This window comes from Serinibacter arcticus, from assembly GCF_003121705.1.
Lineage (GTDB): Bacteria > Actinomycetota > Actinomycetes > Actinomycetales > Beutenbergiaceae > Litorihabitans.
The window spans coordinates 451,110-477,200 of the sequence record NZ_PYHR01000002.1; the positions used below are offsets into that span (position 1 = coordinate 451,110).

General features: G+C 73.2%; 33 protein-coding genes and 2 pseudogenes. 21 read left to right on the top strand and 14 right to left on the bottom strand.

The annotated features are described in order from the left end of the window. The first annotated feature begins 66 nt into the window (after positions 1-66). Positions 67-540, top strand: a complete 474-nt coding sequence (locus C8046_RS02145; protein WP_328587624.1) for a class I SAM-dependent methyltransferase — start codon at positions 67-69, stop codon at positions 538-540. A 15-nt stretch (positions 541-555) separates the two neighbouring features. Here the strand turns inward: C8046_RS02145 and C8046_RS02150 are convergent. From C8046_RS02150 to rnhA, 3 genes and pseudogenes are all read right to left on the bottom strand, one after another. After that, positions 556-1,581 (bottom strand): annotated as a pseudogene (locus C8046_RS02150) (glycosyltransferase); the annotation flags it as partial. A 10-nt stretch (positions 1,582-1,591) separates the two neighbouring features. Continuing rightward, the gene (locus tag C8046_RS02155) at positions 1,592-2,533 is read right to left on the bottom strand and encodes a phosphodiester glycosidase family protein (RefSeq protein ID WP_109228072.1); all 942 of its coding nucleotides are present in this window, start codon (positions 2,531-2,533) and stop codon (positions 1,592-1,594) included. An 88-nt stretch (positions 2,534-2,621) separates the two neighbouring features. Next, positions 2,622-3,071 (bottom strand): ribonuclease HI, encoded by a 450-nt coding sequence (gene rnhA, locus C8046_RS02160; RefSeq protein ID WP_199224368.1) that lies wholly within the window; start codon positions 3,069-3,071, stop codon positions 2,622-2,624. Between the two features lie 69 nt (positions 3,072-3,140). On the opposite strand from rnhA, the gene C8046_RS02165 reads away from it, so the two are divergent. Next, positions 3,141-4,532, top strand: coding sequence for a UTP--glucose-1-phosphate uridylyltransferase (locus C8046_RS02165; RefSeq protein WP_109228073.1), 1,392 nt, complete (start codon positions 3,141-3,143; stop codon positions 4,530-4,532). Further along, positions 4,529-5,014: an NUDIX hydrolase gene (locus C8046_RS02170; protein ID WP_109228074.1), complete on the top strand. Its 486-nt coding sequence runs from the start codon at positions 4,529-4,531 to the stop codon at positions 5,012-5,014. Before C8046_RS02165 ends, C8046_RS02170 begins: the two co-directional genes overlap by 4 nt. A gap of 22 nt (positions 5,015-5,036) precedes the next feature. Here C8046_RS02170 and C8046_RS18590 read toward each other — a convergent pair whose 3' ends face one another. Then, entirely contained in the window at positions 5,037-5,204 is a 168-nt protein-coding gene (locus tag C8046_RS18590; protein ID WP_199224369.1) for a hypothetical protein, read from the bottom strand. 101 nt (positions 5,205-5,305) lie between these two features. Then, positions 5,306-6,304: an LLM class F420-dependent oxidoreductase gene (locus tag C8046_RS02175; protein ID WP_109228075.1), complete on the bottom strand. Its 999-nt coding sequence runs from the start codon at positions 6,302-6,304 to the stop codon at positions 5,306-5,308. Positions 6,305-6,342: 38 nt separating this feature from the next. Here C8046_RS02175 and C8046_RS02180 point away from each other — a divergent pair, with 38 nt between their 5' ends. The 7 genes from C8046_RS02180 to C8046_RS02210 all read left to right on the top strand — a co-directional run bounded on the left by C8046_RS02180 (position 6,343) and on the right by C8046_RS02210 (position 11,149). Beyond that, complete coding sequence (locus C8046_RS02180) at positions 6,343-7,278, top strand: DUF881 domain-containing protein (protein ID WP_146197034.1); 936 nt, start codon at positions 6,343-6,345, stop codon at positions 7,276-7,278. Continuing rightward, the gene (locus C8046_RS02185) at positions 7,275-7,607 is read left to right on the top strand and encodes a small basic family protein (RefSeq protein WP_109228077.1); all 333 of its coding nucleotides are present in this window, start codon (positions 7,275-7,277) and stop codon (positions 7,605-7,607) included. The genes C8046_RS02180 and C8046_RS02185 overlap by 4 nt, the downstream gene beginning before the upstream one ends. A 2-nt stretch (positions 7,608-7,609) precedes the next feature. Next, the gene (locus C8046_RS02190; RefSeq protein ID WP_109228078.1) at positions 7,610-8,464 is read left to right on the top strand and encodes a DUF881 domain-containing protein; all 855 of its coding nucleotides are present in this window, start codon (positions 7,610-7,612) and stop codon (positions 8,462-8,464) included. 59 nt (positions 8,465-8,523) lie between these two features. Continuing rightward, positions 8,524-9,000: an FHA domain-containing protein gene (locus C8046_RS02195; RefSeq protein ID WP_109228079.1), complete on the top strand. Its 477-nt coding sequence runs from the start codon at positions 8,524-8,526 to the stop codon at positions 8,998-9,000. Then, complete coding sequence (locus C8046_RS02200; protein WP_235866033.1) at positions 8,997-9,782, top strand: MerR family transcriptional regulator; 786 nt, start codon at positions 8,997-8,999, stop codon at positions 9,780-9,782. Before C8046_RS02195 ends, C8046_RS02200 begins: the two co-directional genes overlap by 4 nt. After that, the gene (locus C8046_RS02205) at positions 9,782-10,279 is read left to right on the top strand and encodes a bifunctional nuclease family protein (protein WP_235866034.1); all 498 of its coding nucleotides are present in this window, start codon (positions 9,782-9,784) and stop codon (positions 10,277-10,279) included. Before C8046_RS02200 ends, C8046_RS02205 begins: the two co-directional genes overlap by 1 nt. Positions 10,280-10,558: 279 nt before the next feature. Continuing rightward, on the top strand, positions 10,559-11,149 hold the full coding sequence (locus C8046_RS02210) for a MerR family transcriptional regulator (protein WP_109228080.1): 591 nt from the start codon (positions 10,559-10,561) through the stop codon (positions 11,147-11,149). A gap of 121 nt (positions 11,150-11,270) precedes the next feature. Here C8046_RS02210 and C8046_RS02215 read toward each other — a convergent pair whose 3' ends face one another. The 3 genes from C8046_RS02215 to C8046_RS02225 form a co-directional block, all read right to left on the bottom strand. After that, a complete protein-coding gene (locus tag C8046_RS02215) occupies positions 11,271-11,843 on the bottom strand; it encodes a DUF1697 domain-containing protein (protein ID WP_109228081.1) in 573 nt (190 codons plus the stop codon). A gap of 74 nt (positions 11,844-11,917) precedes the next feature. Next, complete coding sequence (locus C8046_RS19865) at positions 11,918-12,538, bottom strand: sugar O-acetyltransferase (RefSeq protein ID WP_328587563.1); 621 nt, start codon at positions 12,536-12,538, stop codon at positions 11,918-11,920. After that, on the bottom strand, positions 12,535-13,839 hold the full coding sequence (locus tag C8046_RS02225) for an MFS transporter (RefSeq protein WP_109230674.1): 1,305 nt from the start codon (positions 13,837-13,839) through the stop codon (positions 12,535-12,537). The genes C8046_RS19865 and C8046_RS02225 overlap by 4 nt, the downstream gene beginning before the upstream one ends. Before the next feature lie 23 nt (positions 13,840-13,862). Here C8046_RS02225 and C8046_RS02230 point away from each other — a divergent pair, with 23 nt between their 5' ends. Genes C8046_RS02230 through C8046_RS02240 form a run of 3 tightly spaced genes read left to right on the top strand, consistent with a single transcriptional unit; the run spans position 13,863 to position 15,972 of the window. Continuing rightward, a complete protein-coding gene (locus C8046_RS02230) occupies positions 13,863-14,432 on the top strand; it encodes a TetR/AcrR family transcriptional regulator (RefSeq protein WP_109230675.1) in 570 nt (189 codons plus the stop codon). A gap of 59 nt (positions 14,433-14,491) precedes the next feature. After that, positions 14,492-15,283, top strand: a complete 792-nt coding sequence (locus C8046_RS02235; RefSeq protein WP_109228082.1) for a metallophosphoesterase family protein — start codon at positions 14,492-14,494, stop codon at positions 15,281-15,283. After that, complete coding sequence (locus tag C8046_RS02240) at positions 15,280-15,972, top strand: hypothetical protein (protein ID WP_109228083.1); 693 nt, start codon at positions 15,280-15,282, stop codon at positions 15,970-15,972. Before C8046_RS02235 ends, C8046_RS02240 begins: the two co-directional genes overlap by 4 nt. Positions 15,973-16,017: 45 nt before the next feature. On the opposite strand, the gene C8046_RS02245 is transcribed toward C8046_RS02240, so the two are convergent. Further along, positions 16,018-16,533 carry a MarR family winged helix-turn-helix transcriptional regulator gene (locus C8046_RS02245; RefSeq protein ID WP_199224370.1) on the bottom strand — a complete coding sequence of 172 codons (516 nt, stop codon included), beginning with the start codon at positions 16,531-16,533 and terminating at the stop codon, positions 16,018-16,020. Positions 16,534-16,618: 85 nt separating this feature from the next. Here C8046_RS02245 and C8046_RS19075 point away from each other — a divergent pair. The 3 genes and pseudogenes from C8046_RS19075 to C8046_RS02255 form a co-directional block, all read left to right on the top strand. Continuing rightward, a pseudogene (locus tag C8046_RS19075) lies at positions 16,619-16,933 on the top strand (NAD(P)H-dependent oxidoreductase); the annotation flags it as partial. Between the two features lie 40 nt (positions 16,934-16,973). After that, entirely contained in the window at positions 16,974-17,258 is a 285-nt protein-coding gene (locus C8046_RS19080) for a hypothetical protein (RefSeq protein WP_235866490.1), read from the top strand. Between the two features lie 117 nt (positions 17,259-17,375). Continuing rightward, complete coding sequence (locus tag C8046_RS02255) at positions 17,376-18,218, top strand: DUF3626 domain-containing protein (protein ID WP_109228084.1); 843 nt, start codon at positions 17,376-17,378, stop codon at positions 18,216-18,218. A 6-nt stretch (positions 18,219-18,224) separates the two neighbouring features. On the opposite strand, the gene C8046_RS02260 is transcribed toward C8046_RS02255, so the two are convergent. Beyond that, complete coding sequence (locus C8046_RS02260) at positions 18,225-18,566, bottom strand: GNAT family N-acetyltransferase (RefSeq protein WP_235866035.1); 342 nt, start codon at positions 18,564-18,566, stop codon at positions 18,225-18,227. A gap of 60 nt (positions 18,567-18,626) precedes the next feature. On the opposite strand from C8046_RS02260, the gene C8046_RS02265 reads away from it, so the two are divergent. Continuing rightward, a complete protein-coding gene (locus C8046_RS02265) occupies positions 18,627-19,694 on the top strand; it encodes an NAD-dependent epimerase/dehydratase family protein (RefSeq protein ID WP_109228085.1) in 1,068 nt (355 codons plus the stop codon). A gap of 74 nt (positions 19,695-19,768) precedes the next feature. Here C8046_RS02265 and C8046_RS02270 read toward each other — a convergent pair whose 3' ends face one another. Then, entirely contained in the window at positions 19,769-20,332 is a 564-nt protein-coding gene (locus C8046_RS02270; protein WP_109228086.1) for a MarR family winged helix-turn-helix transcriptional regulator, read from the bottom strand. A gap of 148 nt (positions 20,333-20,480) precedes the next feature. Here C8046_RS02270 and C8046_RS02275 point away from each other — a divergent pair, with 148 nt between their 5' ends. Continuing rightward, entirely contained in the window at positions 20,481-20,825 is a 345-nt protein-coding gene (locus C8046_RS02275; RefSeq protein ID WP_109228087.1) for a hypothetical protein, read from the top strand. 4 nt (positions 20,826-20,829) lie between these two features. Beyond that, positions 20,830-21,336 carry a hypothetical protein gene (locus tag C8046_RS02280; RefSeq protein ID WP_109228088.1) on the top strand — a complete coding sequence of 169 codons (507 nt, stop codon included), beginning with the start codon at positions 20,830-20,832 and terminating at the stop codon, positions 21,334-21,336. A gap of 95 nt (positions 21,337-21,431) precedes the next feature. Here the strand turns inward: C8046_RS02280 and C8046_RS02285 are convergent, their stop codons facing one another. Continuing rightward, entirely contained in the window at positions 21,432-23,810 is a 2,379-nt protein-coding gene (locus tag C8046_RS02285) for an ATP-binding cassette domain-containing protein (protein WP_109228089.1), read from the bottom strand. Positions 23,811-23,962: 152 nt separating this feature from the next. Between C8046_RS02285 and C8046_RS02290 the strand changes: the two genes are divergently transcribed. Further along, positions 23,963-24,184: a PLDc N-terminal domain-containing protein gene (locus C8046_RS02290; protein WP_235866036.1), complete on the top strand. Its 222-nt coding sequence runs from the start codon at positions 23,963-23,965 to the stop codon at positions 24,182-24,184. Between the two features lie 31 nt (positions 24,185-24,215). Here C8046_RS02290 and C8046_RS02295 read toward each other — a convergent pair whose 3' ends face one another. Both C8046_RS02295 and aroD read right to left on the bottom strand, forming a co-directional pair. Beyond that, complete coding sequence (locus C8046_RS02295; protein WP_235866037.1) at positions 24,216-24,773, bottom strand: shikimate kinase; 558 nt, start codon at positions 24,771-24,773, stop codon at positions 24,216-24,218. Then, entirely contained in the window at positions 24,770-25,540 is a 771-nt protein-coding gene (gene aroD / locus C8046_RS02300) for a type I 3-dehydroquinate dehydratase (protein ID WP_109228091.1), read from the bottom strand. The genes C8046_RS02295 and aroD overlap by 4 nt, the downstream gene beginning before the upstream one ends. 203 nt (positions 25,541-25,743) lie before the next feature. Here aroD and C8046_RS02305 point away from each other — a divergent pair, with 203 nt between their 5' ends. Then, the gene (locus C8046_RS02305; RefSeq protein ID WP_109228092.1) at positions 25,744-26,088 is read left to right on the top strand and encodes an RNA polymerase-binding protein RbpA; all 345 of its coding nucleotides are present in this window, start codon (positions 25,744-25,746) and stop codon (positions 26,086-26,088) included. Positions 26,089-26,091: the final 3 nt, after the last annotated feature.

A 26,091-nucleotide genomic window follows, 5' to 3' on the forward strand; every position in this document is an offset into this window, starting at 1 on the left:
GAGCGCTTCAGGGAGATGGCGGCGCAGGGCCGGGATCTCGACGGCGAGGCGCGCCTCGTGGACGCGATGCTCGCGCGCGGCTCACGCGTGCTGGACGCGGGGTGCGGCCCCGGTCGCGTGGGCGCCGCCCTGGCCGCCCGCGGTCACACGGTCGTCGGGGTCGACGTCGACCCGGTGCTGATCGGGGCGGCGGAGGCGGACCACGCCGGCTCGACCTGGCTCGTGGGCGACCTCACCGAGCTCGACCTCCCCGCGCGGGGCGTCGCGGAGCCGTTCGACCTCGTCGTGTGCGCCGGCAACGTCATGACCTTCCTCGCCGAGGGGACGAGCGGCGAGGTGCTGCGTCGCCTCGCCGCACACCTCGCGCCGCAGGGCCGGATCGTGCTCGGGTTCGGGGCGGGCCGCGGCTACACGCCCGACGACCTCGCCGCCGACGCGGCCGGCGCCGACCTCCGCGAGGACCTGCGGCTGGGCACCTGGGACCTGCGTCCGTTCACGTCCGAGTCCGACTTCCTCGTCACCGTCCTGAGCCGCGCCTGACGCGAACACCACGGCGCGCTGCACCCCGAACGAGACCGCGAGCAGCGCGACGTCGGTGACCACCTTGGCCGGCAGCACCGGCAGCCCCGCCTCGGTCAGCACCCGCAGGCCGAGGTAGCCGGCCGCCAGGAGGGCGACGGCGAGCGCCGCGTACCGCACCGCCTGCCGGGCCGTCCCGCGGCGGTCGTGACGGTCGCGGCGCCCCGCCCCGAAGACGACGCGCCGGTTGACGGCGAAGTTCACCCCGGCGCTGACGATCCTGGCCCCGACGACGGCGACCAGCAGGTGCTGCGTGAGCGCGCCGAGGAGCACCACGAGCGCGGCGTCGATCGCGAACGCGACCATCGACGAGGCGGCGAAGGCGATGAGGGGTCGCACCACGCGCGCCGAGTCCCGCACCGGCCGGAAGTGGGAGGAGGCGTTGCCCTCGAGGTAGATCGTGGCGATCTCCCGCTCGACCACCGCCACCCCCTGCCGGGCGCCGGTCACCAGCAGGGCGAGCTCGTACTCGAAGCGGTCGCCCCCCACCGTGAGCAGCCACGGCAGGAGGGCCGCCGGGTATCCGCGCAACCCGGTCTGGGTGTCGCTGATCCGGACCCCGGCGACCAGGGCGAGCAGCGCCGTCGAGATGCGGTTGCCCACCCGCGAGCGCCACGGCACGTCGCCGACGAACCGGCGCACCCCGAGCACCACGGCGCGCCGTCCCGAGGCCGCGACGACGGCCAGGTCGGCCGCGACCGCCGCCACGTCGTCGGGCGTGTGCTGACCGTCGCTGTCGACGCAGACGACGTCGTGGCCGGCCGCGTGCTCCGCCAGCCACGCGACGCCGGTGCGCAGCGCCGCACCCTTGCCGCGGTTGACGGGGTGGGCGACGACGACGGCGCCCCGTGCGCGGACGGCGTCGAACGTCGCGGCGTGCGCCGGACCCGAGCCGTCGTCCACCACGAGGACGCCGGCGGGCGGGCGCTCGCCCGCCCGGAGCGAAGCGACGAGCCGGGCGAGCCGGTGGTCGGGCTCGTAGGCGGGGACGAGGATCCACATCGCGGCCGCCCTAGCCCACGTAGAGGATGTCGGAGGTACCGCGCTCGGAGCCGCGGCCCAGCGGGTCGTTCACGAGGTCGCCGTCGGCCACCATCGTGGAGGAGCCGCCCCCGTCGAGGTTGTAGGCCTCGGTCGCCCCGAGGTCGGCCATCAGCCGGGCGAGCTCGGGCAGCGTCACCCCCGCGCTCTCGTCGGAGCGCCCGTCCACCACCACGAGGATCAGGTGGTCGGCCTCGATCATGCCGATCGCGGTGCGCGGCTGGTCGCCCTGGATGGAGTGGTTGCCGACGTTGGTGTCGATCTCGACCTGGTCGATCCCCGCGACCACCTCGCCGTCGTCCACGAGGCCCGGGCCGAACGAGAGCGTCTGCCAGACGCCGTCGTCCACGAGCTGCTGGGCGCTGGTGGTGGTCTCGTCGTACAGCTCCAGCGTGCCGTCGGCGTTGATCGCCAGCCCCTCGCGCGCCGCCTCGTCGCGGTAGGCGACGCCGTTGCGGATCATGATGCCGGTCGAGCGGAAGCCGTAGTAGTCACCGTTGACCGCGAGGCTCGCCCCGACGCTCTCGGCGATGACGGACGGCAGCTCGACGATGTTCTCGCCGAACGCGTCGTCGGCGAAGGCGGAGCGCAGCTGGGTGATGTCGTCGAGGACGAGGTCGGCGACGTAGTAGGTCGCGGCGTCCTCACCCTCGCCGACGGTGCCGGACGTGATCGTGACCTGCGGCTCGGCGCCGTCGGGGACGGACACGGCCTCGACGTCCTGCTCCTCGACCGCGCTCACGTCGGCGATCTCGACGTGCTCGATGACGAATCGGTCCAGGGCCCACGCGGCACCGCCGGTGAGCGCGGTGGTGAGGGCGAGGGCGCCGACGGCGACGCTGCGCCGCAGTCGGCGTCGTCGCCGCGGGGCGTCGGACGGGCGGGCGGGACCGGGGGAGTGGTGGCGGCTCATGCCCCAGGTCTAGGCACCGGACCCGTGCCCGGGGTCGGCTGTCGCTGTGCGGGCGCTGAGAGTGCGCCCGGCCACGGTGCGGGCGCTGCTACAGCTCGGCGACACCGCGGTTGGCGAGCTGGTCGGCCCGCTCGTTGCCCGGGTCGCCCGCGTGGCCCTTGACCCAGACCCACCGCACCTCGTGCTGGGCGATCTCCTCGTCGAGCGCGCGCCAGAGGTCGGCGTTCTTGACGGGCTGCTTGGAGGACGTGCGCCAGCCGTTGCGCTTCCAGCCGGCGATCCAGCTCGACATCCCCTGCATCACGTAGGTCGAGTCGACGTGGAGCACGATCGAGCACGGCCGCTTGAGCGCGCGCAGGGCCTCGATGACCCCGGTCAGCTCCATGCGGTTGTTGGTGGTGGGCGACTCCCCGCCCCACAGCTCCTTCTCGCGGCCACCGGCCACCAGCAGGGCCCCCCAGCCGCCGGGTCCCGGGTTGCCCTTGCAGGCCCCGTCGGTCCAGATCTCCACGGTCTCGGGCTTGGTCTCGTCCGTCACCACGCCAACCTAGGCGATCGGACGTGGACGACCGAACCTCGACGCGCAGGCCCGGTTAGGGTTGTCGGCATGAGCGAATCCGGACGTTCCCTTTCCATCGAGCGGATGCAGGAGGGGGGCGTTCCCGACCTCGCGATCGCCACCTTCGTGCGCCTGTACGGCGAGCTGGAGGCCGGGGCCACCGGCCTCATCCCCGAGGCCGACATCGAGCCGCTGACCGGCATCGACCGCCAGGCCGACCTCGAGATCGACGGGGCCGCCGCCGCCGAGGCGATGGCCAGCACCGTCGTCATCAAGCTCAACGGCGGTCTCGGCACCTCGATGGGCCTCGAGGCCGCGAAGTCGCTGCTCCCCGTGCGGGACGGTGCGTCGTTCCTCGACCTCATCGCCCGCCAGGTGCTGGCGGCCCGCGAGCGGCACGGCGCCCGGCTCCCGCTCGTCCTGATGAACTCCTTCCGCACCCGGGCCGACTCCTTGGAGGCCCTGGCCGCCTACCCGGAGCTCGCCGTCGACGGCATCCCCGCCGACTTCGTCCAGAACCGCGAGCCCAAGCTCGACGCCGAGACGCTCGAGCCCGTGCAGTGGCCGGCCGACCCGAGCCTGGAGTGGTGCCCGCCCGGTCACGGCGACCTCTACACGGCGCTGCAGACCTCGGGGATGCTGCGCACGCTGCTCGACGCCGGCTTCCGCTACGCGACCGTCAGCAACGCCGACAACCTCGGCGCGGTGCCCGACGCCGACATCGCCGCCTGGTTCGCCGCGAGCGGTGCGCCCTACGCCGCCGAGCTGGTGGCCAAGTCCGACGCGGACGTGAAGGGCGGCCAGCTCGTCGTGCGTCGCAGCGACGGTCAGATCATCCAGCGCGAGACTGCCCAGGTGGTGCCCGGAGAGCTCGACGTCGCCAACGACCGCCACGTGCACCCCTACTTCCACGCCAACAACCTGTGGTTCGACCTCGAGCAGCTCGCGGACCTGCTGGCCGTCCACGACGGCGTGCTCCCGCTCCCGCTGATCCGGAACCTCAAGACGGTGGACCCGAGCGACAAGACCTCCACCAAGGTCGTCCAGCTCGAGACCGCGATGGGGGCGGCGGTCAACGTCTTCCCCGGCGCGCGCGTGATCGAGGTCGAGCGCGCTCGTTTCCTGCCGGTGAAGACCACCAACGACCTGCTGGTCCTCCGTTCCGACGTCTACGAGCTCACCTCGGAGCACCACCTGCTCGCCCGCCGGCCCGCACCGCTGGTCCAGCTCGACGAGTCGTTCAAGCTCATCGCCGACTTCGAGGAGCGCACGCCCTCGGGGCCGCCGTCGCTGCTCGGGGCGGACTCGCTGACGGTCCAGGGCGACTGGACCTTCGGGGCCGACGTCGTGGCCACGGGCGAGGCCGTGCTCGTCGCGCCCGACGGCGGGGCGCACGTCGTGCCCGACGGTTCCCGTCTCGGTCCCGACGGCCTGCTGTGACCTCGCCCGACGACGGCGCGGCCACCCCGACCTGGCCGGGTGACCGGCCGCGGGTCTCGGGCTACGCCGTCGTCGTGCGCGACGGTGAGGTGCTGCTCGCGCACCTGTCCCAGGAGCCGGGGTGGGACCTCCCCGACGCGTGGACGCTGCCCGGGGGTGGACTGGAGTTCGGCGAGAGCCCCGTGGACGCCGTCGTCCGCGAGGTCAGGGAGGAGACGGGCCTCGACGTCGTCGTCGGCGAGCTGCTCGGGATCGACTCGCTCGTGCACGACTCCAGCCACGGGCCGGCGCACGCGCTGCGTATCGTGCACCGCGCCACCGTCGTGGGCGGAACGCTGCGGCCGGAGACCGGCGGCTCGACCGACCGGGCGGCCTGGGTGCCCGTGGCCGACGTCCCCGAGCTCACCCTGGTCGAGCTGGCCGGCACGGCGCTCGGGTGGGCCGGCCTGCCCGGGCCCGGCCCCGCCGACGTCGTGACGTAGGGCCGGGCCGGGCACCGCGTCGTCAGGACGCGGGGTCCTGGCTGCGCACCTCGTGGGGATCGGGCTCGGAGCGCAGGACGTCGGCGATCTCCTCCTCCGGGCGCGGCGGGACGTTCTCGTCCTCCTCCAGCACGCGCAGCTCGAGCTCGGGCTCGTCGGGGTGGGCGGGGTCGATGTGGATCTCGCTCATCGTTCCTCCTCGTGGTCGGTGGTTCTCGTGCTGCCGCGGTCCGGACGGGCCGCGGTGGTTCGGGGGCGGGTGGACGGGGCGGCGCGGGCGCGACGCCTCGGTCAGACGAGGTGGGGGAGCACCTCGCGCTCGAACAGCTCGATGCCCGAGGTGTCGTAGGCGGCCTCGGGGAAGTAGAAGATCCCGTAGGTCATCCCGGCCTCCCGCATCCCCAGGAGCCGCTCGACGACCTGCTCGGGCGTGCCGAACGCCAGCGACGACCGGTAGCCGCTCACCGCCTCCTCGGTCCGCTCCGCCCCGAGGTGCGGCAGGAGCCGCTCGTGCAGCACCGTCAGCCGCTCCTGCGCCTCGGCCTCGGTCGTGCCGAGCGCCACGTTGTAGTTGGAGCTGCGGGTGATGGCCCCGAAGTCGGTACCGACGTCGGCGCAGTGCTGCTCGAGCAACCGCGACTTGTGCGCGAACCCCTCGGGCGAGCCGTCGAAGTTCGTGTGGGTCGCGTACTGCGCCGCGATCTTCAGCGTCACCTTCTCGCCGCCGCCGGCGATCCACAGCGGGATGCCGCCCTCCTGCAGGGGCAGCGGCCGCACGATGGCGCCGTCGACCTGGTAGTGCTCGCCGTGGTGCGTGGCCACGCCGTCGCGCCACGCGTCACGCATGATCTGCACGCCCTCGCGCAGCATCCCGAGCCGCTCGCCGGCGCGCGGGAAGCCGTAGCCGTAGGCGCGCCACTCGTGCTCGTACCAGCCGGCCCCGATGCCCATCTCGACGCGACCGCCGCTGATGACGTCGATGGTCGCGGCCACCTTCGCCAGGTAGGCGGGGTTGCGGTACGCCATGCACGTGCACATCTGACCCAGCCGGACGCGGTCGGTGATCGCCGCGAACGCCGACATGAGCGTCCACGCCTCGTGCGTGGCCTCCTCGCTGGGGACGGGCGTGGTGTGGAAGTGGTCGTAGACCCAGACCGAGGAGAAGGCCGTGCCGGTGTCGGCGTGGCGGACGAGTCGGGCCATCGCCTCCCACTGCTCGGCCGGGTCGATCCCCACCAGGTCGAAGCGCCAGCCCTGCGGGATGAAGAGTCCTGCCTCGAAGTTCGCCATGCCTGCGAGCCTACGCAGCGCTGGGTTAGCCTGCACGGGTGAGCAGGGACCAGGGCGCGGGCGGGGTCGTGGTCCGTCGACCCGACGCGTCGATGACGCTCCTGCGCGAGGTCACCGAGAGCCCGCTCGACCCGTCGTACGCCGAGGCCGCCCGCCGTCAGCGCACCGGCCACCACCACGCCGCGGCCCGCGGCACCCAGCGGATCCTCACGCTCGTGCTCGCCGTCGCGCTCGGGATCGGTCTGGTCACCGCCATCGTCTCGCTCCGTGAGCCCACGGGGGTCAGGGACCGCGCCCGGGAGCTCCTCGTGGGCCAGGTGGAGGAGCGCTCCGCCCTGCAGGAGCAGCTGACGACCGACAACGCCGCCCTCACCGCCGAGATCGCCCAGCTCTCGACGCTGGCGCTCGGGACCACCGACCCCGCGCTCGTCGCCCAGCTCGAGGTGCTCGGCATCGTCTCCGGCGTGACCCCCGTCGAGGGTGACGCCTACGTCCTCACCTTCAGCGACTCGCAGCAGGCCGCGCAGGACCCCGCGGCCTACCCCGAGGAGCGGGTGACCGCCGTGGACCTCCAGATCGTCGTCAACGCGCTCTGGGCGGGGGGCGCCGAGGCCATCACGGTCAACGGCACCCGCGTGAGCGGCTCCGGGGCGATCCGCGGCGCCGGCTCGGCGATCCTCGTCGACCTGGTCCCGGTGACGTCCCCGTACGAGGTCATCGCGATCGGCGACGTCGGCGACGTCCGCCGCTCGGTCGCCTCGTCCTCGGCCGCCGCCCACATGTCCGTCCTGCGCGACCGCTACCGGATCGGCATCACGAGCGGGACGCGCGACGACGTGCGGATGCCCGGCGTCCGCACGACCCAGCCGCGGTTCGCCGTCGCCCTCGGCACGGGGGAGACTGGGGACGGGGACGGCGACGACCAGCCGCCCGAGGAGCTGGCCCCACCCGGGGCGGGAGGTGAGATCCAGTGATCGCAGTCATCGGCCTGGTGCTGGGGATCGTCGTCGGACTGATCTTCTCGCCCGACGTCCCGCCGGCGTTCCAGCCCTACCTCCCGATCGCGGTCGTGGCCGCCCTCGACGCGCTCTTCGGCGGCGTCCGCGCGCAGCTCGAGGGCGTGTTCAACGACCGGGTCTTCATCACCTCGTTCCTCTCGAACGTCGTCGTGGCCGCCCTGCTGGTCTTCCTCGGCGACCAGCTGGGGGTCGGCTCCCAGCTGAGCACCGCCGTCGTCGTCGTGCTCGGCATCCGGATCTTCTCCAACGCCGCCTCGATCCGACGCTCGATCTTCAAGGCGTGAGCATGGGCGACGACGACGCGAGGACGCCGGGGGCGGCGCGTCACCGGCACGCGCACGCCGCCCCGGCGCCGACCGCCCCCGACACCGGCGCCGACCCTGCTGCCGACGCCGCCCCGACCGCCGCGGTCACGGGAGCGACCACCGCACGTCCGGCCGCGTCAGCCACGGGCTCGGGCTGGGGCACGCGCTCGCACCTGCTCGTGGCGCTGCTGTGCGCGCTGCTCGGCTTCGCGATCGTGGTCCAGGTGCGGCAGACCAACAGCGACGAGCTCGCCTCGCTCCGTCAGGACGACCTCGTCCGGCTGCTCGACGAGATCACCCTGCGCAACGACCAGCTCGAGACGGAGCAGGCCCAGCTGACGATCGACCGCAACGACCTCTCCTCCGGCGCCGACGCCCAGGTGGTGGCCGAGCGCAACGCCGAGGTGCAGGGGATCCTCGCCGGCACGATCGCGGTCGAGGGTCCCGGGATCGACCTCGTCGTGCGCGAGCAGGGCCGGGTGGTGCCGGCGTCGGCCTGGGTCAACCTGGTCGAGGAGCTGCGCAACGCCGGGGCCGAGGCGATCGAGGTCGACGGCGTGCGTGTCGGTGCGTCGACCTGGTTCGCCGACCGCGACGGCGGCGTGGTCGTCGACGGTGTGGAGCTCACCTCCCCGGTCTCCGTCCGGGCCATCGGGGACCCCCAGGTGCTCGAGGTGGCCCTCGGCATCCCGGGCGGCGCGCTCGCCACCCTGCGCACCAACGACGCCGTGCCACAGGTCGAGGCGAGGGACTCCCTCGAGATCCTCTCGGTGCGTGACCTCACCGCTCCCGAGGTGGCCTCTCCCGCGCCTGAGCAGACCTCGAGTTCGGGATAGTGTGTCCTCCTGCCCGTCGGCAGCCCGGCCGGTAGTCCAGCATCGTGAAGGGGTCCTGAATGAGCGCGAACGACGAGACCTCGGTCAACCGCGACCTGGGGAGCGTTGACGGGCCGACGACCGCCCACCTCGAGGCGATCCGCGAGGGCGACGCCCTCCCGTCGAACCCGCCCGGTGGGGGCGGGGCCCAGGCCGCCGCCGCGATCGACGCGCTCCCGCCGGACAGTGCGCTCCTGGTGGTGCAGCACGGTCCCAACACGGGAGCCCGCTTCCTCCTCGACGCCGACGTCACGACCGTCGGCCGCGACACGCGCTCGGAAATCTTCCTCGACGACGTGACCGTGTCGCGTCGTCACGCCGAGTTCCGCCGTGTCGCCGACGGTTTCGAGGTCCGCGACGTCGGCTCGCTCAACGGCACCTACGTCAACCGTGAGCGGATCGAGGGCGGTGCGCTGCGCAGCGGCGACGAGGTCCAGATCGGCAAGTACCGGCTGACGTTCCACCCGAGCCCGCACCGCGCGGCGGAGGGCTCGTGACGCCAGCCCACCGCGAGGTGCCGGCCGCGGCGAGGCCGACCTCCCCGGCGGCGGACGAGCGACCTTCCGCACTGACGTCCCTCGCCCACGACCCGTGGCCGCGCGGGGCGTCCCGCAAGCCGACGATGAACATCGGGGCGGTGCTCGCCGTCCTCAAGCGCGAGTTCCCGGCCGTCAGCCACTCCAAGATCCGCTTCCTCGAGGAGCAGGGTCTGGTGACGCCCCAGCGCACCCCCGCCGGCTACCGCGTGTTCTGCGAGGCCGACGTCGAGCGGCTGCGCTACGCGCTCGCGGCCCAGCGCGACTCCTTCCTCCCGCTGCGCGTGATCCGCGACCGGCTCGCCGCGCTGGACGCCGGGCTGGAGGATGACGCCCCGCTTCCCCCGCAGCCCGCCTCGGCCGGTGGCGGCCGCATGCAGCTCGCCGAGCTCGCGGCCCTGTCCGGGTCGACGCCCGAGCAGGTGCTCGAGCTCGATCGCGCGGGGCTGATCGCCACGGACGGCGGAGGCCGCTACCCGGCCTCGTGCCTCGCCGTCGTGCAGCTCGCGGGCGAGCTCACCGTCCACGGGCTCGACACGCGTCACCTGCGTCTCATGCGCAGCGCCGCCGACCGCCAGGTCGACGTCGTCGCCCAGCTCACGTCGCCGTTGCGCGGCCGTCCCAACACGCCGCAGGACGCCCGCGGTCGCGAGCGCGCCGTTTACGCGGCGGGCGAGCTGTCGACGTTGCTGTCGCGGCTGCACGGCGCCCTGGTGACCTCCGGGGTCGAACGGCTCTTCTGATGCACCGCATGACCGTGCGCGGGGTCAGGGTTCACGTCCCGCTCGGCGAGGTCGTGCTCCTCCTCACCGCTGACGGCCTCGACCTCGTGCTGCCCGTGACCATCGGGCCGCGCGAGGGCGCGGCGATCGCCTCCGTGCTCGCCGGCATCGCCCCGCCGCGCCCGATGACCCACGACCTGACCCTCGACCTCCTGCGGGCGGCCGGGACGGGGATCGACAGGGTGGAGATCGTGGGGCTGCGCGGGGGAGTCTTCTTCGCCGAGATCGTCCTGACGGACGAGACACGGGTGGACGCCCGCACCTCCGACGCCGTGGCGCTGGCGCTGCGCGCGCAGGTGCCGGTGCTGTGCGACGGCGACGTGCTGGAGCGCGCCGGCGAGCTGGACCTCGGGTCCGAGGAAGACGCGGGGGAGCGGCCGGGCGAGAGCGAGCTGGCCCAGTTCCGCGCCTTCCTCGAGAGCGTCGAGCCCGAGGACTTCGACGATGCGGACTCCTGACGTCGTCGGTCCGGGCCTCGATCCGGGCGCCGTGATCGTTTCGTCACCGGATCGCGGTCTGCGGCAGCCCCGTTGCAGGGGTGCGGCGGACCCTCGGCGCACCCCGTCTTGACCTTCAGGTGGAGGTCGAGACTCGCCGCGAAAACACGCCCTCGGCGTGTCGCGGCGAGGTGCGTTGACGGGCCTGGCGACGGTCCCTAGGTTGACGTGTGGAAGCTCGTCCGCACGCCGCGGAGAGCGCTACGATGAGTCGTTGTCACGGTCGGTGACCGGGAGGAGATGCGGGTGTCCAGCAGCGAGGCAGGTGCGGCCCCAGCAACCCACCAGATCAGTCAGGGTCTGCTCTTCGGCGAGGAGCTCCCGGACCTTGATGCCAACACCGGCTACCGCGGTCAGGTCGCCTGCCGCGCGGCCGGCATCACCTACCGCCAGCTCGACTACTGGGCTCGCACCGGGCTCGTCGAGCCCAGCGTCCGCCCGGCCACCGGTTCCGGCACGCAGCGCCTGTACTCCTTCCGCGACGTGCTCGTGCTCAAGGTGGTCAAGCGTCTGCTGGACACCGGGGTCTCGCTGCAGCAGATCCGTCAGGCCGTCGAGCACCTGCGGGAGCGCGGTGTCGAGGACCTGGCCCGCATCACCCTGATGAGCGACGGCGCCTCCGTGTACGAGTGCACGTCGGCCGACGAGGTCTTCGACCTGGTCCAGGGCGGGCAGGGTGTCTTCGGCATCGCCGTCGGACGCGTGTGGCGCGAGGTCGAGGCCACCATCGCGACGTTCCCGGTGGAGTCCACCGAGGAGAACGTCGCCACCGAACCGCACCCGAGCGACGAGCTCGCCCGCCGTCGCGCCGCCAAGCGCGAAGCCGTCTGACCCAGGCGCACCGCCGACCGACGGCCTCCACGTCCTTCCGACGCCCACGACCGCCATCCGGTCGTGGGCGTCGCCCGTTCTCGGCTGCCAAGGCACGATCAGCCGGCCGCCGATCGGTCGATCAGCCTGCCGTCAGCCTCAGCACGGTGCGCAGGTTCCTCGTGGTGGTGAGCACCCCGCGCGAGTGCTTGTCGGTCGCCTTCGACACCGGCGTCGACAGCGACGAGCCGCGCGGACACCACCAGTAGACGACGCCGTCACCCAGCGCGATCTGCTCGTCGGCGTCGACCTCACGACCCGGAGGGTCGGCGAGCGCAGCACCGAGCTGCTCGTAGGAGGCCGAGGCCGCCTCGCGATCGGCGAAGAACACCACGTAGGCGTGGTGGGTCGTCGAGTCCGACGCGTAGGGGCAGGCCGCCGCCACGGCGGCCAGCTCCTCCTGCGTGCGCACGATCACGCGGACCTCACGGTCGAACGTCGCCAGCAGCGCCGCCTCCGCGCGTGCACGCACGGTGGCCGCCGTCGCCCCTGCTGCCGTGCTCGACGCGTCGGTGACGAGCGCGTTGCCGCTCGCGAGCACCGTCCGCACGTCCGCGAAGCCAGCCGTGGAGAGCGACTCGCGCAGGGCCGCCGACGTGACCTTCACGCCGCCCACGTTGACGCCCCGCAGTAGCAGCCCCCAGCGCGTACTCATGCCCGGACGACCGACTCGAGCAGCGCGCCGTCGAGGCGTGGGCCGGGAACGAGGATGATCGTCATGGCGCCAGGTTAGGGGTGACCACCGACAACGGGGCCGCCGGGCGTGCGATCCGCCTCGGTCACGGTGCGCAGCACGCGGCACGGCGACCCGACGGCCACCACCATCGGCGGGACGTCGCGCGTGACGACGCTCCCGGCGCCGACCACGGAGCCCGCCCCGATCGTGACCCCGGGGAGGATGACGACGCCCGCGCCGATCCACACGTCGTCGCCGATCGTCACGGGGCGGGAGAACTGGGTGCCGCCGGTCCGGGAGGCGGGATGCACCGGATGTCCCGCCGTCGAGATGGTCACGTGCGGCGCGATCATCACGCGATCGCCGATGCGGACCTCGGCGTCGTCGACGAGCGTCAGCCCGAAGTTCGCGTAGAAGTCCGCCCCCACGTGGACGTGGGTGCCGTAGGAGGCGTGCAGCGGCGGCTCGATCCAGGCGCCCGGGCCGACCGAGCCGAGGATCTCCGTCAGGAGCTGCTCCCGCCGCGCGGACTCGCCCGGGCGGGTGGCGTTGTAGTCGTGGATGCGCTCCTTGCCCGCGAGACGTTCGGCCTCGAGCCACTCCAGGCCGGGGCCGTAGTCGACGTAGAGCGAACCGTCGTTGAGGATCTGGTGCATCTGCTCGGGCGTGGTCACGAGGCCTCCAGGGCGCGGTCGTCGGATCGGTCGGTGGGGGAGTGGTCGTCGTCGGCGGGGGCCGGGTCCGGGACGCGCATGGCCGGTCGCGCGACGAGGGCCGCCGCGACGACGAGAGCGAGCACCGCGAGCATCGCGTTGCGCAGGCCGTGGTGCTCGCCGAGCAGTCCCAGCAGGGGCGGCCCGACGAGGAAGGCGATGTAGCCCGCCGTCGCGACGGCGCTCACCTGCGCGGCCGAGTCCGTCGGGTGGTCGCCGGCGGCGGAGATGACGACGGGGAAGCCCAGCGAGGCACCGAGGCCCCAGAACAGCACCGCGACCCCGGCGAGCACGGGCGACGGGGAGAAGACCACGCCGGCGATCCCGACGGCGGCGGTCAGCACGCTCGCGAGGAGGACCGGACCGCGTCCGAACCGGTCGAGGAACCAGGCCCCGGCGAACCGTCCGGTCGTCATCGCGACGGCGAAGCCCGTGTAGACGAGCGAGCCGACCGTGGGGTCGAGGCCGTGGCCGTCGACCATGATCAGCGGGAGCCAGTCGTTGGCCGCTCCCTCCGCGAGGGCCATGCCCAGGATGAGGACGCCGAGCAGCACGACGGTGGGGCGCCGCAGCACCTGCAGCATCGTCGCCGCGGGGGCCACCGGCGCCGCGGGAACCTCGACGGCGTCGCGCGTGGGGTCGATCGCCGTCGCCGTCGTCCGCTGACCCGTGCGGGCGGGCAGTCCCGGCAGCGCCCCGGCGACGATCGCGAGGCCGGCGACCGTGACGGCCAGCAGGTGCCAGAACGGGCTGACGTCGACGGCGGTCGCGAGGATGCCGCCCAGGGCGCCGACGACGGTGCCGAGGCTGAAGCATCCGTGCAGGATCGGGAGCACGGCGCGCCCCAGGGCCTTCTCGACGGCGGCGCCCTCGATGTTCAGCGCGATCTCCGACAGCCCCATCCCGAGCCCGAAGAGCAGGAGGCCGAGGAAGATCGCCGGCGCCGATCCGGTTCCTGCTCCCACGGTGATGGCGAGCATGCCGAGGGTGATGCTCGCGCAACCGGCGATCGCGACGGGGCGGCAGCCGAGTCGCTGCACGAGCGCTCCGGAGCTGAGCACGCCGGCCATCGACCCGATCGACAGCCCGAGCAGGAGGAGTCCCATCTCCGCGGTGGACGCCCCGACGGCGTCGCGGATGGCCGGCGTCCGCGTGACCCACGAGGCCAACGAGAGCCCGAAGACCACGAACGTCGCGTAGAGCGAGGCGCGCCAGCGCCGGAGGGAGGGAGGAACGGACGTGTCCGCCCGATATGTTCGCACGTACACAGTCTATGCTCGGGATCATGTCGAACGCAGCCGGTGCAGCACCCGCGGTGCGTCGTGCCCGCCGGACGGACCCCGACCGCCGCAACCGGATCATCGACGCCGCGGTCGACGTGATCGCCGACCGCGGCGTCGCCGGCACCACGGTCAGGCTCATCGCGCGCGCGGCCGACGTCCCGCTCGGGTCGCTGACGTACCACTTCGACGGGCTCGACGAGCTCTTCCTGCTGGCGTTCGAGCGGGTGGCCGAGCACGGCAGCGAGACCTTCGCCGGCATCCTGGCTGGCCACGCCGACGATCCGGCGGAGGGCGTCGCCCGCATCATCGAGAACCTCGTCGCGGGGGACACGCGCGAGCTCGTGCTCATGGTCGAGCTGTACTCCCTGGCACTGCGCCGTCCCGAGTACCGGGTGCTGACGCAGCGCTGGATGGACACGAGCCGGACGAGCCTCGCGGAGCACCTCCCGGCCGACATCGCGGCGTTCGTCGACGTCTTCATCGAGGGCGCGACGCTGCACGCGGCCCTGTCCACGGAGCCGTACGACGTGACCGGGATGCGGGCCGCGATCCGGAGGCTGACGGCGGGCTGAGGCCCCGTCCGCCGGCGCGTCGCCGCGAGGCAGGGGGCCGCCGTGGCAGGGTGTCGCCCATGGTCAGGACGGTCGCGGTGCTCTCCGACGTCCACGGCGTGCTCCCCGTGCTCGACGCGGTGCTCGCCCATCCGCTCGTGGTCGGCGCCGACGCCGTCGTGGTCTGCGGCGACCACGCCGCCGGACCCCAGCCCACGCAGGTGCTCGACCGCCTGGCCGCACTGCCCGCCGTCGTGCTCGTCCGCGGGAACGCCGACCGGGAGCTGCTCGCGGCTGCACGCGGTGAGGACGTCGACCTGCCCGATCCCGTGGTGGGGTGGGCTGCGCGCGAGCTCCGGCCGCACCACCTCGACCTCCTCGCCTCGCTCCCGCACCCGGTGACGCTGGAGGTCGACGGCTTCGGTCCGGTCGTGTTCTGCCACGGCACGCCCCGCGACGACGAGGAGGTCGTGCTCGTCGACACCCGGCTGGAGCGCTGGGCCGAGGTCCTCGCCGACCTGCCCGCGCAGGTGCGGACCGTGGTGTGCGGCCACACCCACATGCCGTTCGTCCGGCTCGTCGACCGACGCCTGGTGGTCAACCCCGGCAGCGTCGGGATGCCGTACGGCGTCGCCGGCGGCGCGTTCGCGATCCTCGCGGACGGCTCCGTGGCCCTGCACCGCGTCGAGATCGACGTCGAGGCCGCGGTGGCCGCCGTCGTCGCCGGCTCGACCTACCCGCAGGTGCAGCGCTGGGCGCGCGAGTACGTCGGCGCGGCGAACAGCGATGCCGACGCGCTGCGAGCCTTCGGTCCGCGGGACGGTCGCGTCGACGGTGGTGCCGGGGCCGGTCGGGATCCGGCGTCGCGGTGAGCATCGGGGAGCTGCGGGAGGGGCCGCTGCACGCCGCGCTCAAGCGCGAGCTGGCGGCTCCGGACGACGCCTTCGAGGTCCGGGTCGGCCGGTGGGTGATCGACCTCGTCCGCGCCGACGGCGAGCTGGTCGAGGTGCAGACCGGCAGCTTCGCGCCGCTCGGCGACAAGCTCGACGGGCTGCTCGACACCCGTCGGATGCGCGTCGTGTTCCCGGTCCCGGCGCGGCGACGGGTGGTGCGGATCGACGCCGGGGGAGCGGTGCTCTCGGAGCGTCGATCGCCCCGCGCGGGTCGACCCGTGGACGTGTTCGACCGGCTCGTCGCCTTCCCCACGCTGATCGGTCACCCGAACCTCGTGCTGGAGGTCGTGCTCTGCGCGGAGGACCACGTCCGCGGGGCGGAGCCGGCACGGAGCACGTCGGGACGCCGTCGTCGTGATCCGGGCGTGCGTCACCTGACCGCGATCCTCGAGCGGCACGAGGTGCGCCGCCCCGCGGACCTGCTCACGCTGCTGCCGGGCGCTCTGCCGGCAGGGGAGTTCACGACGGCGGAGCTCGCGAGGGCGCTCCGGCTCCCGCTTGTCCTGGCGCAGCGCGTGGTCTTCTGCCTCAGGCACGCGGGGCTGCTCGACGGGGCCGGGTTGCGGGCGCGCGCGCCGCTCCACCGCCGCGCGCACGACGAGCACTAGCGCGCTCGGAGCGACCCCGGCTGACCGCCGGGCGTGACGAGGGCGTCAGGACTGCTCGGTGCAGACGTGGACGTCGGCGGCGACGGGGCCCGCGACGATCTTGCGGGCGATCGCGCCGAGCGCCTCGAGCTCCGCGGCCGTGAGGGTGTCGACGACGAGGCGGCGGACCTCCCGGACGTGGCCGGGGGCGGTGTCGCGGATCTTGGCCAGCCCGCCCTCCGTCAGCGTCGCCTCGGCCCGTCGGCCGCCGAGCTCGGTGCAGTCACGGCGCTCGACCCAGCCCGCTCGTTGGAGGCGGGTCAGCGCGTGCGAGAGCCGTGACGGCGACCCCAGGACCGCGGCCGCCAGGTCCGACAGCCCCTGGGTGCACCGCGGCTGCGAGGACAGGACCGCGAGGATCTGGTACTCGAAGGTGTTGATCCCGGCATCGCGACGGAGCTGGACGTCGATGGCCCCGGGCAGGACGGTGACCAGCTCCATGAGCGCGCGCCACTCCTGCTGCTGCTCGGGGGTCAGCCACGGCGCGTCCTGCGTCGCCTGCCCGGTCTCTACCTCGGTCACCCTCGCAGTCTAGCCCGACTTGAACATTCAAGTCGGGCGACGTAGCGTCTGTGTTGAACATTCAATACGACCATCGGAGACCCGTATGACACTGCTGCGCATCGACTCGAGCATCCAGGGCGAGAGGTCCGCCGGCAGCGCGCTGGCCGATGTGGTCGTGGGGGAGTTCGCGTCCGCCCACCCCGAGGCGGAGGTCGTCCGCCGCCACCTGGGGGAGAACCCCCTGCCCTCCGACGCGTGGGGCGCGGCCGTCGGGGCGGGGTTCAAGCCCCTGGACGAGCGCAGCGAGGACCAGCACCGCGCCGTGGCGCTGGCACAGGAGCTCGTGGCCGAGCTCGAGCGGGCCGATCACCTCGTGCTGACGGTCCCGCTGTACAACTTCGGCGTCTCCCAGCACCTCAAGGCCTGGATCGACCTCGTCGTGGTCGGGGCGGGACCGGGTGCCCGCCCCTGGAGGGGCGGACGGCGGTGCTGGTGGTCACGCGAGGCGGCTCCTACGGCGCGGGGACGCCCCGCGAGGGTGGGACCACGGCACGGACTACGTCCGCCGGATCCTGTCCGACGTCTGGGGCGCCGACGTCACCGTGGTCGAGCGCGAGTTCACGCTCGTCGGCGTCAACCCGGCGCTCGACGCGTTCACCGATGCCGCCGCCGCGATGCGTGAGGACGCCGAGCGGTCGGCCGCGCGGGTGGGCGGCGAGCTGGCGGCTCGACGCGCCGCCTGACGCGCCACGCGCACGCGCACCGACGCGCCGGGGGACCGGGGGGAGGGGGCGCCCCCGGGCGACCGGAGCAAGTACTCGACGGCGACCCGCCCTGCCCAGCCTTCGTAGGATCCGTTCATGACCGGGTCCACGGGCGAACGACGGCAGGGCCGGCGCGACCGGCCGCCGGCCGATCCCGTGCGGGCCGTCACGCTGCAGTTCCACCCGGACTGGCCGCACGGACCCCGCACGGTGATCGAGTCGATGGCGGCCGACCGACGCTACAGGTCCCAGTTCGTCACCGGGATCTCGAACGGCGGCCTGACGGCGTTCCCCGGGGGCGACCGCTGGCGGTGGGAGAGTCGGCTGTTCTCCGGGCGGTACGACGAGGCACCGCCGTCCTGGCGTCCGGTCTACGGGGCGTGGAACCGGCGAGCCGATCCGTTCGGCGGCGCGATCCGCTTCGGCTCGTCCTACGTGCGCCTGCGCCCCGAGGCGGTCCGACGCTCGACCTTCTGCTTCCCGGACTCGGTCCGGGAGCCGGTGCACCTCGGGGACGCCGCGCTGCTCCCGCGCCTGTGCCGCGCGGCTGACGAGTCGGGCCTCGACGACCTCGACGACTACGTCGAGGCGCAGGTTCACGGTCCCGTCGCGTTCAGCACGGATGCCGAGGCCGTCGTGCTGGACCCGTGCTACATCGGCACCGACGTGGAATCCGTGGCAGAGCGTCTGGGATGCCGGATCGAGTTCCACCCCGGTTTTCGAGCGTCACCCGACGACATCGATCCCGAGTACCGCGGCGGGCCCGTCGTCGAGCTGGCTCGATCGCTCGGACCCGAGCTGACCCCACGAGTTCTCGGTGACGCCGCTCGAACCGGCGCTGCCCCGGTGCAGACGATCAAGCAGGTCTGGCACTGCCTCGCCCGATTCGGGCGGGTGGGCGACGGGTGGTCCGGTGGGGGCGAGGCCGGAGAGGCCTAGCGTCGCTCACCGGTACGTAATGACATAATGTTCATTATCGGCGGTGCGCGTGGCCGTCGTTGTCGACGGTGAGCAGCAACATCGCGCTGTCGCCGTGAACCGCATCGGACTCGACCTCGCCGGACTCCTCGAACCCGACCTCGCCAGGACACGCCGAGACGCGAGGTTCCACACCCGCACCGACGCTCGCAGCCGACGATGCCCGAGATCCGCTGCGCGCGAGACGACGGCGGGAGCAGCCTCGGTGGCGCACCCGTGTCCGTGGACGCGTCGCAGCAGCTCGAACGCGAGCTCGGTCACCGAGGGTGCCCGTCGGCGTCGAGCCGCCCAGGCCGTCGTCACCGTCATCGACTCCTACCTTCGCCCGACGTAGCGTGAAGGGACAGGGGCATGCCGTCAGGAGGTCGCATGACCGGTCGCCGCATCGCCGTCGTCGGCGCCAGCGGGAACGTCGGGACCGCGCTGCTGCGCGCCCTGCACACCGATCCCGAGGTCGACCACGTGCTCGGCGTCTCGCGGCGTCGACCCTCCGGATCCCCATACGACGAGGCCGAGTGGCTCACCTGCGACGTCGCCGAGCCGGACGGTCGTGAGGCCGTGCGCGCGCTGACGCAGGCCTTCGCGGGTTACGACACCGTGGTCCACCTGGTCTGGGCGATCCAGCCCAACACGCGCCGCGACGTCGTCCGCCGTACCAACGTGGAGGGCACCCGCCGGGTGACCGGTGCGGCCGTCGCGGCCGGCGTGCCCCAGGTTGTCGTGGCGAGCTCGGTCGCCGCCTACTCCCCCTCGCCCGGGCCGACGCCGCGGACGGAGACGTTCGCCACCGCGGGCGTCCGCACCTCGCACTACAGCGTCGACAAGGCGGCGCAGGAGCGCCTGCTCGACGAGCTCGCCGCGGCCCATCCCGACGTGGCCGTGGCCCGCATGCGGACGTCGCTGGTGTTCCAGCGCGACGCCGGCGCCGAGATCGCCCGCCTCTTCGTCGGACCCGTGGCGCCGCTGCGTGCGCTCCTGTCCCGCCCCCTGCCGGTGCTGCCGCTCCCCCGGGGCCTGCGACTCCAGGCGACGCACGCCGACGACGTCGCGGCCGCGTACGCCGTCGTCGTGCGGCACCGTGCCTCCGGGGCCTTCAACGTGGCCGCCGACCCGGTGCTCACCGGCCACGATCTCGCTGATCTGCTCGGCTCGGGGCGCCTCGTGGAGCTCGCTCCGGCCCTGGTGCGCGCCGCCGTCGACCTGGGGTGGCGCACGCGCGCGGTCGCCGCCGACCCGGGCTGGCTGGACATGGCGATGAACGCCCCGATCCTGGACACGACGCGGATCCGCTCGCTCGGGTGGTCCCCGCAGCGGACAGCGGGCGAGGCCATGCTGGACGTCGTGGCCGGGATGCGCGAGCGCACCGGGACGGGCAGTCCCGCGCTGCGTCCCGACGACCGGACCCTCGACCGCGACGACCTCCGCCGTCGGGACTGACGCCTACACCTCGAAGCCGGGCTCCAGGACGCCGACCGTCACGCCTCTCGCCCGGGCGTCGACGTCACCGACGCTCAGACCGCTGTCGCGTCGGGTCCCTGGGGCACGACGTCGAGCGGATCGGTGTGCTCGACCTCCTCCGGCGGGTCGACGACGTCGAGGCTCGCGGCGAGCCCGATGAGGAACCGGCCGACGGCCTCGCGCTCCTCCGGGGACAAGTCCTCGGCGACCGCGAGCATCCGCTTGTGCATCGCGCCCAGCGTCCCGCGCACCTCACCGTCCATCCGGTCGGTGGGCACGAGCGCCACCGATCGTCGGTCCTCCGGGTGCGGGGTGCGCTGGACGTAGCCGTCACGCTCCAGGCGGTCGACGAGAGCGCTGGCCGACGACCCGGTGATCTCCAGGGCCTCGGCGAGCTCCTTCTGTCTCACGATCGCGCCGCGCTGGCGGGCCCGCGCGAGGAAGCGGAGTGCGACGAGGTCGGTCTCCCCCATCCGCATCGAGTCCTGCGTTCTCTGTCGCATGCGGCGTTCGGCGTCGCGGTACCGGCGCAGCAGGTTCAGGAGGTCCACCGGTCCCGGCGCTCCTGTCAGCTCGGGGTACCAGTAGCCGGCTCCACCCGCGTCTTGAGTGGTCATGGTCGATCCTTTCAGATGACACCGGTTCAAGGTTCAACTAGCGCCGTGTCGTCGTTCCGTGATAGATAGTTTACCGAACGATTAGTGGATCGAAGCAAAGCGATGTGGTCGGCGCTACCGGCCCGGCGATGAGCACTCAGGAGATCCGATGACAGCGGTCCTCACCGACCACCACGACCTGCTCGAGGACGAGCGGGCGGACTGGTCGCGCCCCCACCCCACGGCGGCCGCGCGGGTGGCCCGCGCCGAGCAGCTGCGCATCGCCCACCAGCTCGACGCCGAGCTCACGATCGTGGTCGACGGCGAACCCCACTCCCCCACGCTCCACGTCGAGTGCCTCACCCGCTCCCCGCGGGCGACGGCCCTCGTGCTGGCCCACCTCGACGAGCACACCGTTCCGGCGCTCGAGCGCGCCACCGGTGTCCCGTTCCTCGAGCGCCACCTCCGCGTCTCCCACGACCTGTCCCCCCTCTGCCCCTCCCGAAAGGTCTGACGCCATGACCGGTTACGTCTCCCCCATGCGCCACCCCCGTCTGACCCTTCTCCAGCCGCTGGAGTCGGGCGGCTCCACGACGCGGCTGCTCCCCACCACCGACCTCGACCTCGCACGTCTGGACGCCGAGATCACGCGGCTGCGCGGCGAGGGCGACCGGATCTGCCGCCTGCTCGGCATGACGAGCGACTGGGCGACCACGCGCTGGGCCGCCGGCGAGCGCCCCAGCGCCGTCGTGGCCTCCTACACCGTCCGCGTGCACGGTGAGTCCCCGACGCCCGAGGTCACGCGCGGGCTGACCCGCCGCCTCGCCCGCCAGGGCTGGGTCGGCAAGGTCCTCTCGGAGGGCTCCACCCTGCGCATCGAGGCCGTCCAGGGCGACCTCAGCATGCGGCTGGTGGCGCACGACCGCCGCGTCACGCTCCGCGTGAACGGTCCGCAGATCGAGATCGGTCGTCCGCACGCCAAGGCGCTGCTCGCCGGCGTGTTCGAGGACGACGTCGCCTCCTGACGATCGGACGTCGGGCCCGCACGACGAACGCCCCGGTCCCCACCGTGCGGTGGGGACCGGGGCGTCTCCCGTCCGGGCTCGCGCGTCGCCCCATCTCAGGCTCCGACGTACTCGGCCAGGTGCTTCCCGGTCAGCGTGGAGCCCGCCGCGACGAGGTCGGCCGGCGTCCCCTCGAAGACGACCCGGCCGCCGTCGTGCCCCGCCCCCGGCCCCAGGTCGACGATCCAGTCGGCGTGCGCCATCACGGCCTGGTGGTGCTCGATGACGATGACCGACTTGCCCGACTCCACCAGGCGGTCCAGCAGTCCGAGGAGCTGCTCGACATCGGCGAGGTGGAGGCCAGTGGTCGGCTCGTCCAGCACGTAGACCCCACCCTTGTCGCCCATGTGGGTCGCGAGCTTGAGGCGTTGCCGCTCACCGCCCGAGAGCGTGTTCAGCGGCTGACCGAGGCTCAGGTAGCCGAGCCCGACGTCGGAGAGCCGCTCGACGATCGTGTGCGCCGCCGGGATCCTCGCCTCCCCCGCCGCGAAGTAGCCGACGGCCTCGTCCACCGGCAGCGCCAGCACGTCGGCGATGTTCAGCCCCCCGAGCGTGTACTCGAGGACCTCGGCCTGGAACCGCTTGCCCTCGCACTCCTCGCAGACGGTCGACACGGTCGCCATCATCCCGAGGTCGGTGAAGATGAGGCCGTTGCCGTTGCAGGTCGGGCAGGCTCCCTCGGAGTTGGAGCTGAACAGCGCCGGCTTGACGCCGTTCGCCTTGGCGAAGGCCTTGCGGATCGGCTCGAGGAGCCCGGTGTAGGTCGCGGGGTTGCTGCGCCGGGAGCCCTTGATCGCGCCCTGGTCGATGGAGATGACCCCGGCCCTGCCCGGGATCGAGGAGTGGATCAGCGAGCTCTTGCCCGACCCCGCCACGCCCGTGACGACCACGAGCACGCCGAGGGGGATGTCGACGTCGACGTCGCGGAGGTTGTGGGTCGCCGCCCCGCGGATCTCCAGCGCCCCGGTGGGTGTTCGCACCGAGGGCTTCAGCTCCGAGCGGTCGTCCAGGTGCCGGCCGGTGACGGTGTCGCTCGCGCGCAGGTCCTCCAGCGACCCCTCGAAGCAGATCGTGCCGCCCTTGGTACCGGCGCCGGGTCCGAGGTCGACGACGTGGTCGGCGATCGCGATCGTCTCCGGCTTGTGCTCGACGACGAGCACGGTGTTGCCCTTGTCCCGCAGCTGCAGCAGCAGCTGGTTCATGCGCTGGATGTCGTGCGGGTGGAGGCCGATCGTCGGCTCGTCGAACACGTAGGTGACGTCGGTGAGCGAGGAGCCGAGGTGCCGGATCATCTTGGTGCGCTGGGCCTCGCCGCCTGACAGCGTGCCGGAGGGACGATCCAGCGACAGGTAGCCGAGACCGATCTCGACGAACGAGTCGAGCGTGTGCTGCAGACCCGTCAGGAGCGGCGCCATGCCGGGCTCGTCCAGATCCCTCACCCAGGCGGCGAGGTCGCTGATCTGGAGCTGGCAGACGTCGGCGATGCTCAGCCCCCTGATCTTCGCCGAGCGTGCGCCCTCGTTGAGGCGGGTGCCGTCGCAGTCCGGGCAGGTGGCGAACGTGGCGATCCGGTCGACGAAGGCCCGCACGTGCGGCTGCATCGCCTCGCGGTCCTTGGCGAGGAAGGACTTCTGGATCTTCGGGATCAGACCCTCGTAGGTCATGTTCGACCCCTCGAGCTTGACCTTCGTGGCCTCGTGGTAGAGGAAGTCGTCGAGCTCGCGCGCCGTGTAGTCGCGGATCGGCCTGGTCGGGTCGACGAAGCCCGAGGCGCCGATGATCTTCACCATCCAGCCGTCGGCGGTGTAGCCGGGCACCTTGATGGCGCCCTCGTTCAGCGACAGGCTCTCGTCGTAGACCTCGGTGAGGTCGATGTCGGAGATCGCGCCGCGTCCCTCGCACCGCGGACACATCCCGCCGGTGATCGTGAACGACTCGCGCTTCTTGATCGTCCGGCCGCCGCGCTCGACCGTCGTCGCCCCGGCGCCGCTGATCGAGGGGACGTTGAAGGAGAACGCGTTGGTCGAGCCGATGTGGGGCCGGCCGAGCCGGCTGAACAGGATGCGCAGCATCGCGTTGACGTCCGTCGCCGTCCCGACGGTGGAGCGCGGGTTGGCCCCCATCCGCTCCTGGTCGACGATGATCGCGGTCGTGAGGCCGTCGAGGTAGTCGACCTCCGGGCGGGCGAGGCTCGGCATGAACCCCTGCAGGAACGCGCTGTAGGTCTCGTTGATCATCCGCTGGGACTCGGCGGCGATCGTGCCGAAGACCAGCGAGCTCTTCCCCGACCCCGACACCCCGGTGAACACCGTGAGCCGGCGCTTCGGGATCTCCACGCTGATGTCGCGCAGGTTGTTCTCCCTGGCGCCGACGACCCGGATCAGGTCGTGCGTGTCGGCCACGTGGGCGTCGGTGCTGGTGGGGTTCGTCGTCATCGCGTTCTCTCTCGTCAGACCTGCGGGACCGCCCCGGCGGCCAGGGACGGCCGAGGTGGCGTGCAGCAGTATGACTGCCGCCGCCGGCAGAACTGTGCGGTGTCCGACGGCGACGCGCCGCTCCCGTCTGGGCCGCCGTTACGCTGGCGCCCGTGACCTCTCTCCCCGCGACGGACGACCTCGCCTGGACGGCCCTCGGTGTGCTCGCCGTCGGGCTGCTCGTGGCGGCGCTCGTGGTGTGGTCACGCTCGACGGACCGCTCGATCGTGGCCCTCGCGTGGTTCTTCGGGATGCTGGTGCTCCCGATCCTCGGACCGGTCGGCTACCTGGTCGACACCCGCCGTCGCCGTCGGCTCGCGCAGGCCACCGACTGACGCGGCTGACGGGTCCGACGCGTCCGGAGGGTCAGCAGCCCTCGTCCGGCGACGCCGCCTCGTCCACCCCGAGCCGCGCCGCGATCTCCCGCACGACCGCCCCGAGCGTGCGCTGGTCGGTGTCGACGACGAGGTTGCTCACCCGCTCGTAGGTCGGGCGGCGCGCGGCGAGGATGCGGGTCCACCGCTCGCGCGGGTCGTCCGCGAGCATCGGCCGGGACGCGGCCGATCCGATGCGGTGCATCGCGTAGCGGAGGCTGACGTCCAGCAGCACCACGAGACCGCCGTCGGCGCGGTAGTCCGCCAGCACGCTCTGCGTCCGCGGGTCCATCACCGCGCCGCCCCCGAGCGACAGCACGCCGGGGTGCTCGGTCAGGGCGCGCGCCACGGCGTCGTGCTCGAGATCGCGGAAGTGCGCCTCGCCGTCGCTCGCGAAGATCTCGGCGATGGTGCGGCCAGCGCTCGCCTCGACGTCCGCGTCGACGTCGCGGAACGGTAGCCCGATCCTCGTGGCGAGCCGGCGGCCGACCGCACTCTTGCCCGAGCCCATCGCGCCGCACAGCACGACGGCGGGGCGCACGGCCGTCACGCGGTCACCGCGCTCACCGGGCCGTCGGCAGCGGTGAGGGCGTCGTGGATCGCGTCGAGGGCGTCGCGCAGCTCCGGCACGGGTACCTGGCCGGGCGCCGAACCCGTGCCCACGAGGCCGAACGTGGCGGGCGCGCCCCAGCACTCCCCCGCGATCCGGGTCAGGACGCCGGCCGGGCCCATGGCGATCGGCAGCACGGGGCGCCCGTGGCGTCGGGCGGTGTGCGCGGCGGCGAGCAGGCGGGCGACGTCGCCGCCGTCGGACGCGGTCACGGCCACCTTCAGCACGTCGGCGTCACGGGCGGCGAGAGAGTCGAGGATCGCGCCGAGGCGGTCGGTCGACGGGGTGCCGGCGAAGTCGTGGCTCGACCCGACGACCACCGTGCCGGCGTCGCGGGCGGCGGTGGTGATCGCCGTCGCGACGGCGTCCGGTCGGCTCAGCTCGACATCGACACCCTCGACCCGAGCGGCGACGAGCGCGAGCAGGAGGGCCGTGTAGCCGGCGTCGTCGAGTCCGCCCGGACCACCCTCCGCCAGGGACCGGTAGGTGGCGAGCACGGGCAGGGACCCCAGGGCGGACCGGAGGGCCGGCAGCATCTCCAGGGCGCCCTCGCCGTCGTGCGCCCCCCACGTGTCCAGCCGCCACTCGGCGACGTCCGCCCCCGAGGCGGCGACCTCGCGGGCGTGCGCGAGCACGGCGTCCGCGTCGGCGCCCGCGAGCGGGACGACCACGGCCGGCCGGGCGTCGGGGGTGGGGAAGAGGCTCACGGTCCTATCCCACCACCTCGGGGACCCACCCGGCGACGCCGCCCCGGGTGGACGCGTGTGGCGGCCTTCACCCGACCTTCACGTGCGCGGGTGGAACACACGGGGCCCGTTCGGCGTTGACTCCCCTGGAAGCTCGCGTGGCGGCTGATCCGGGTCCCTACCGAGGACCTCGGGCTGACCACGCCGAATGTGAGGAGAACACCATGGCAGAGCGCACTCTTCGGGGCATGAAGATCGGTGCCAACAGCATGGAGTCCGAGGTCGGGGTCGAGTTCGCTCCGCGCGTCGAGGCGGTCTACGACTGCCCGGACGGCAGCGTGCTCGTGATCCCGTTCTCGGCCGAGGCCGACATCCCGGCGATCTGGGAGGCCCCGGGCGGCGGCGAGGCGCTGCTGCGCGACGCCGAGCGGCCGGAGCCCGGCCCGGTGAAGCCGCAGCGGACCCACTGGGACATGCTGCTCGAGCGTCGGACCATCGCCGAGCTCGAGGACCTGCTCAACGAGCGCCTCGACCTCCTGCGTTCCGGGGCGCTGCGCAAGAGCGCGTGACCT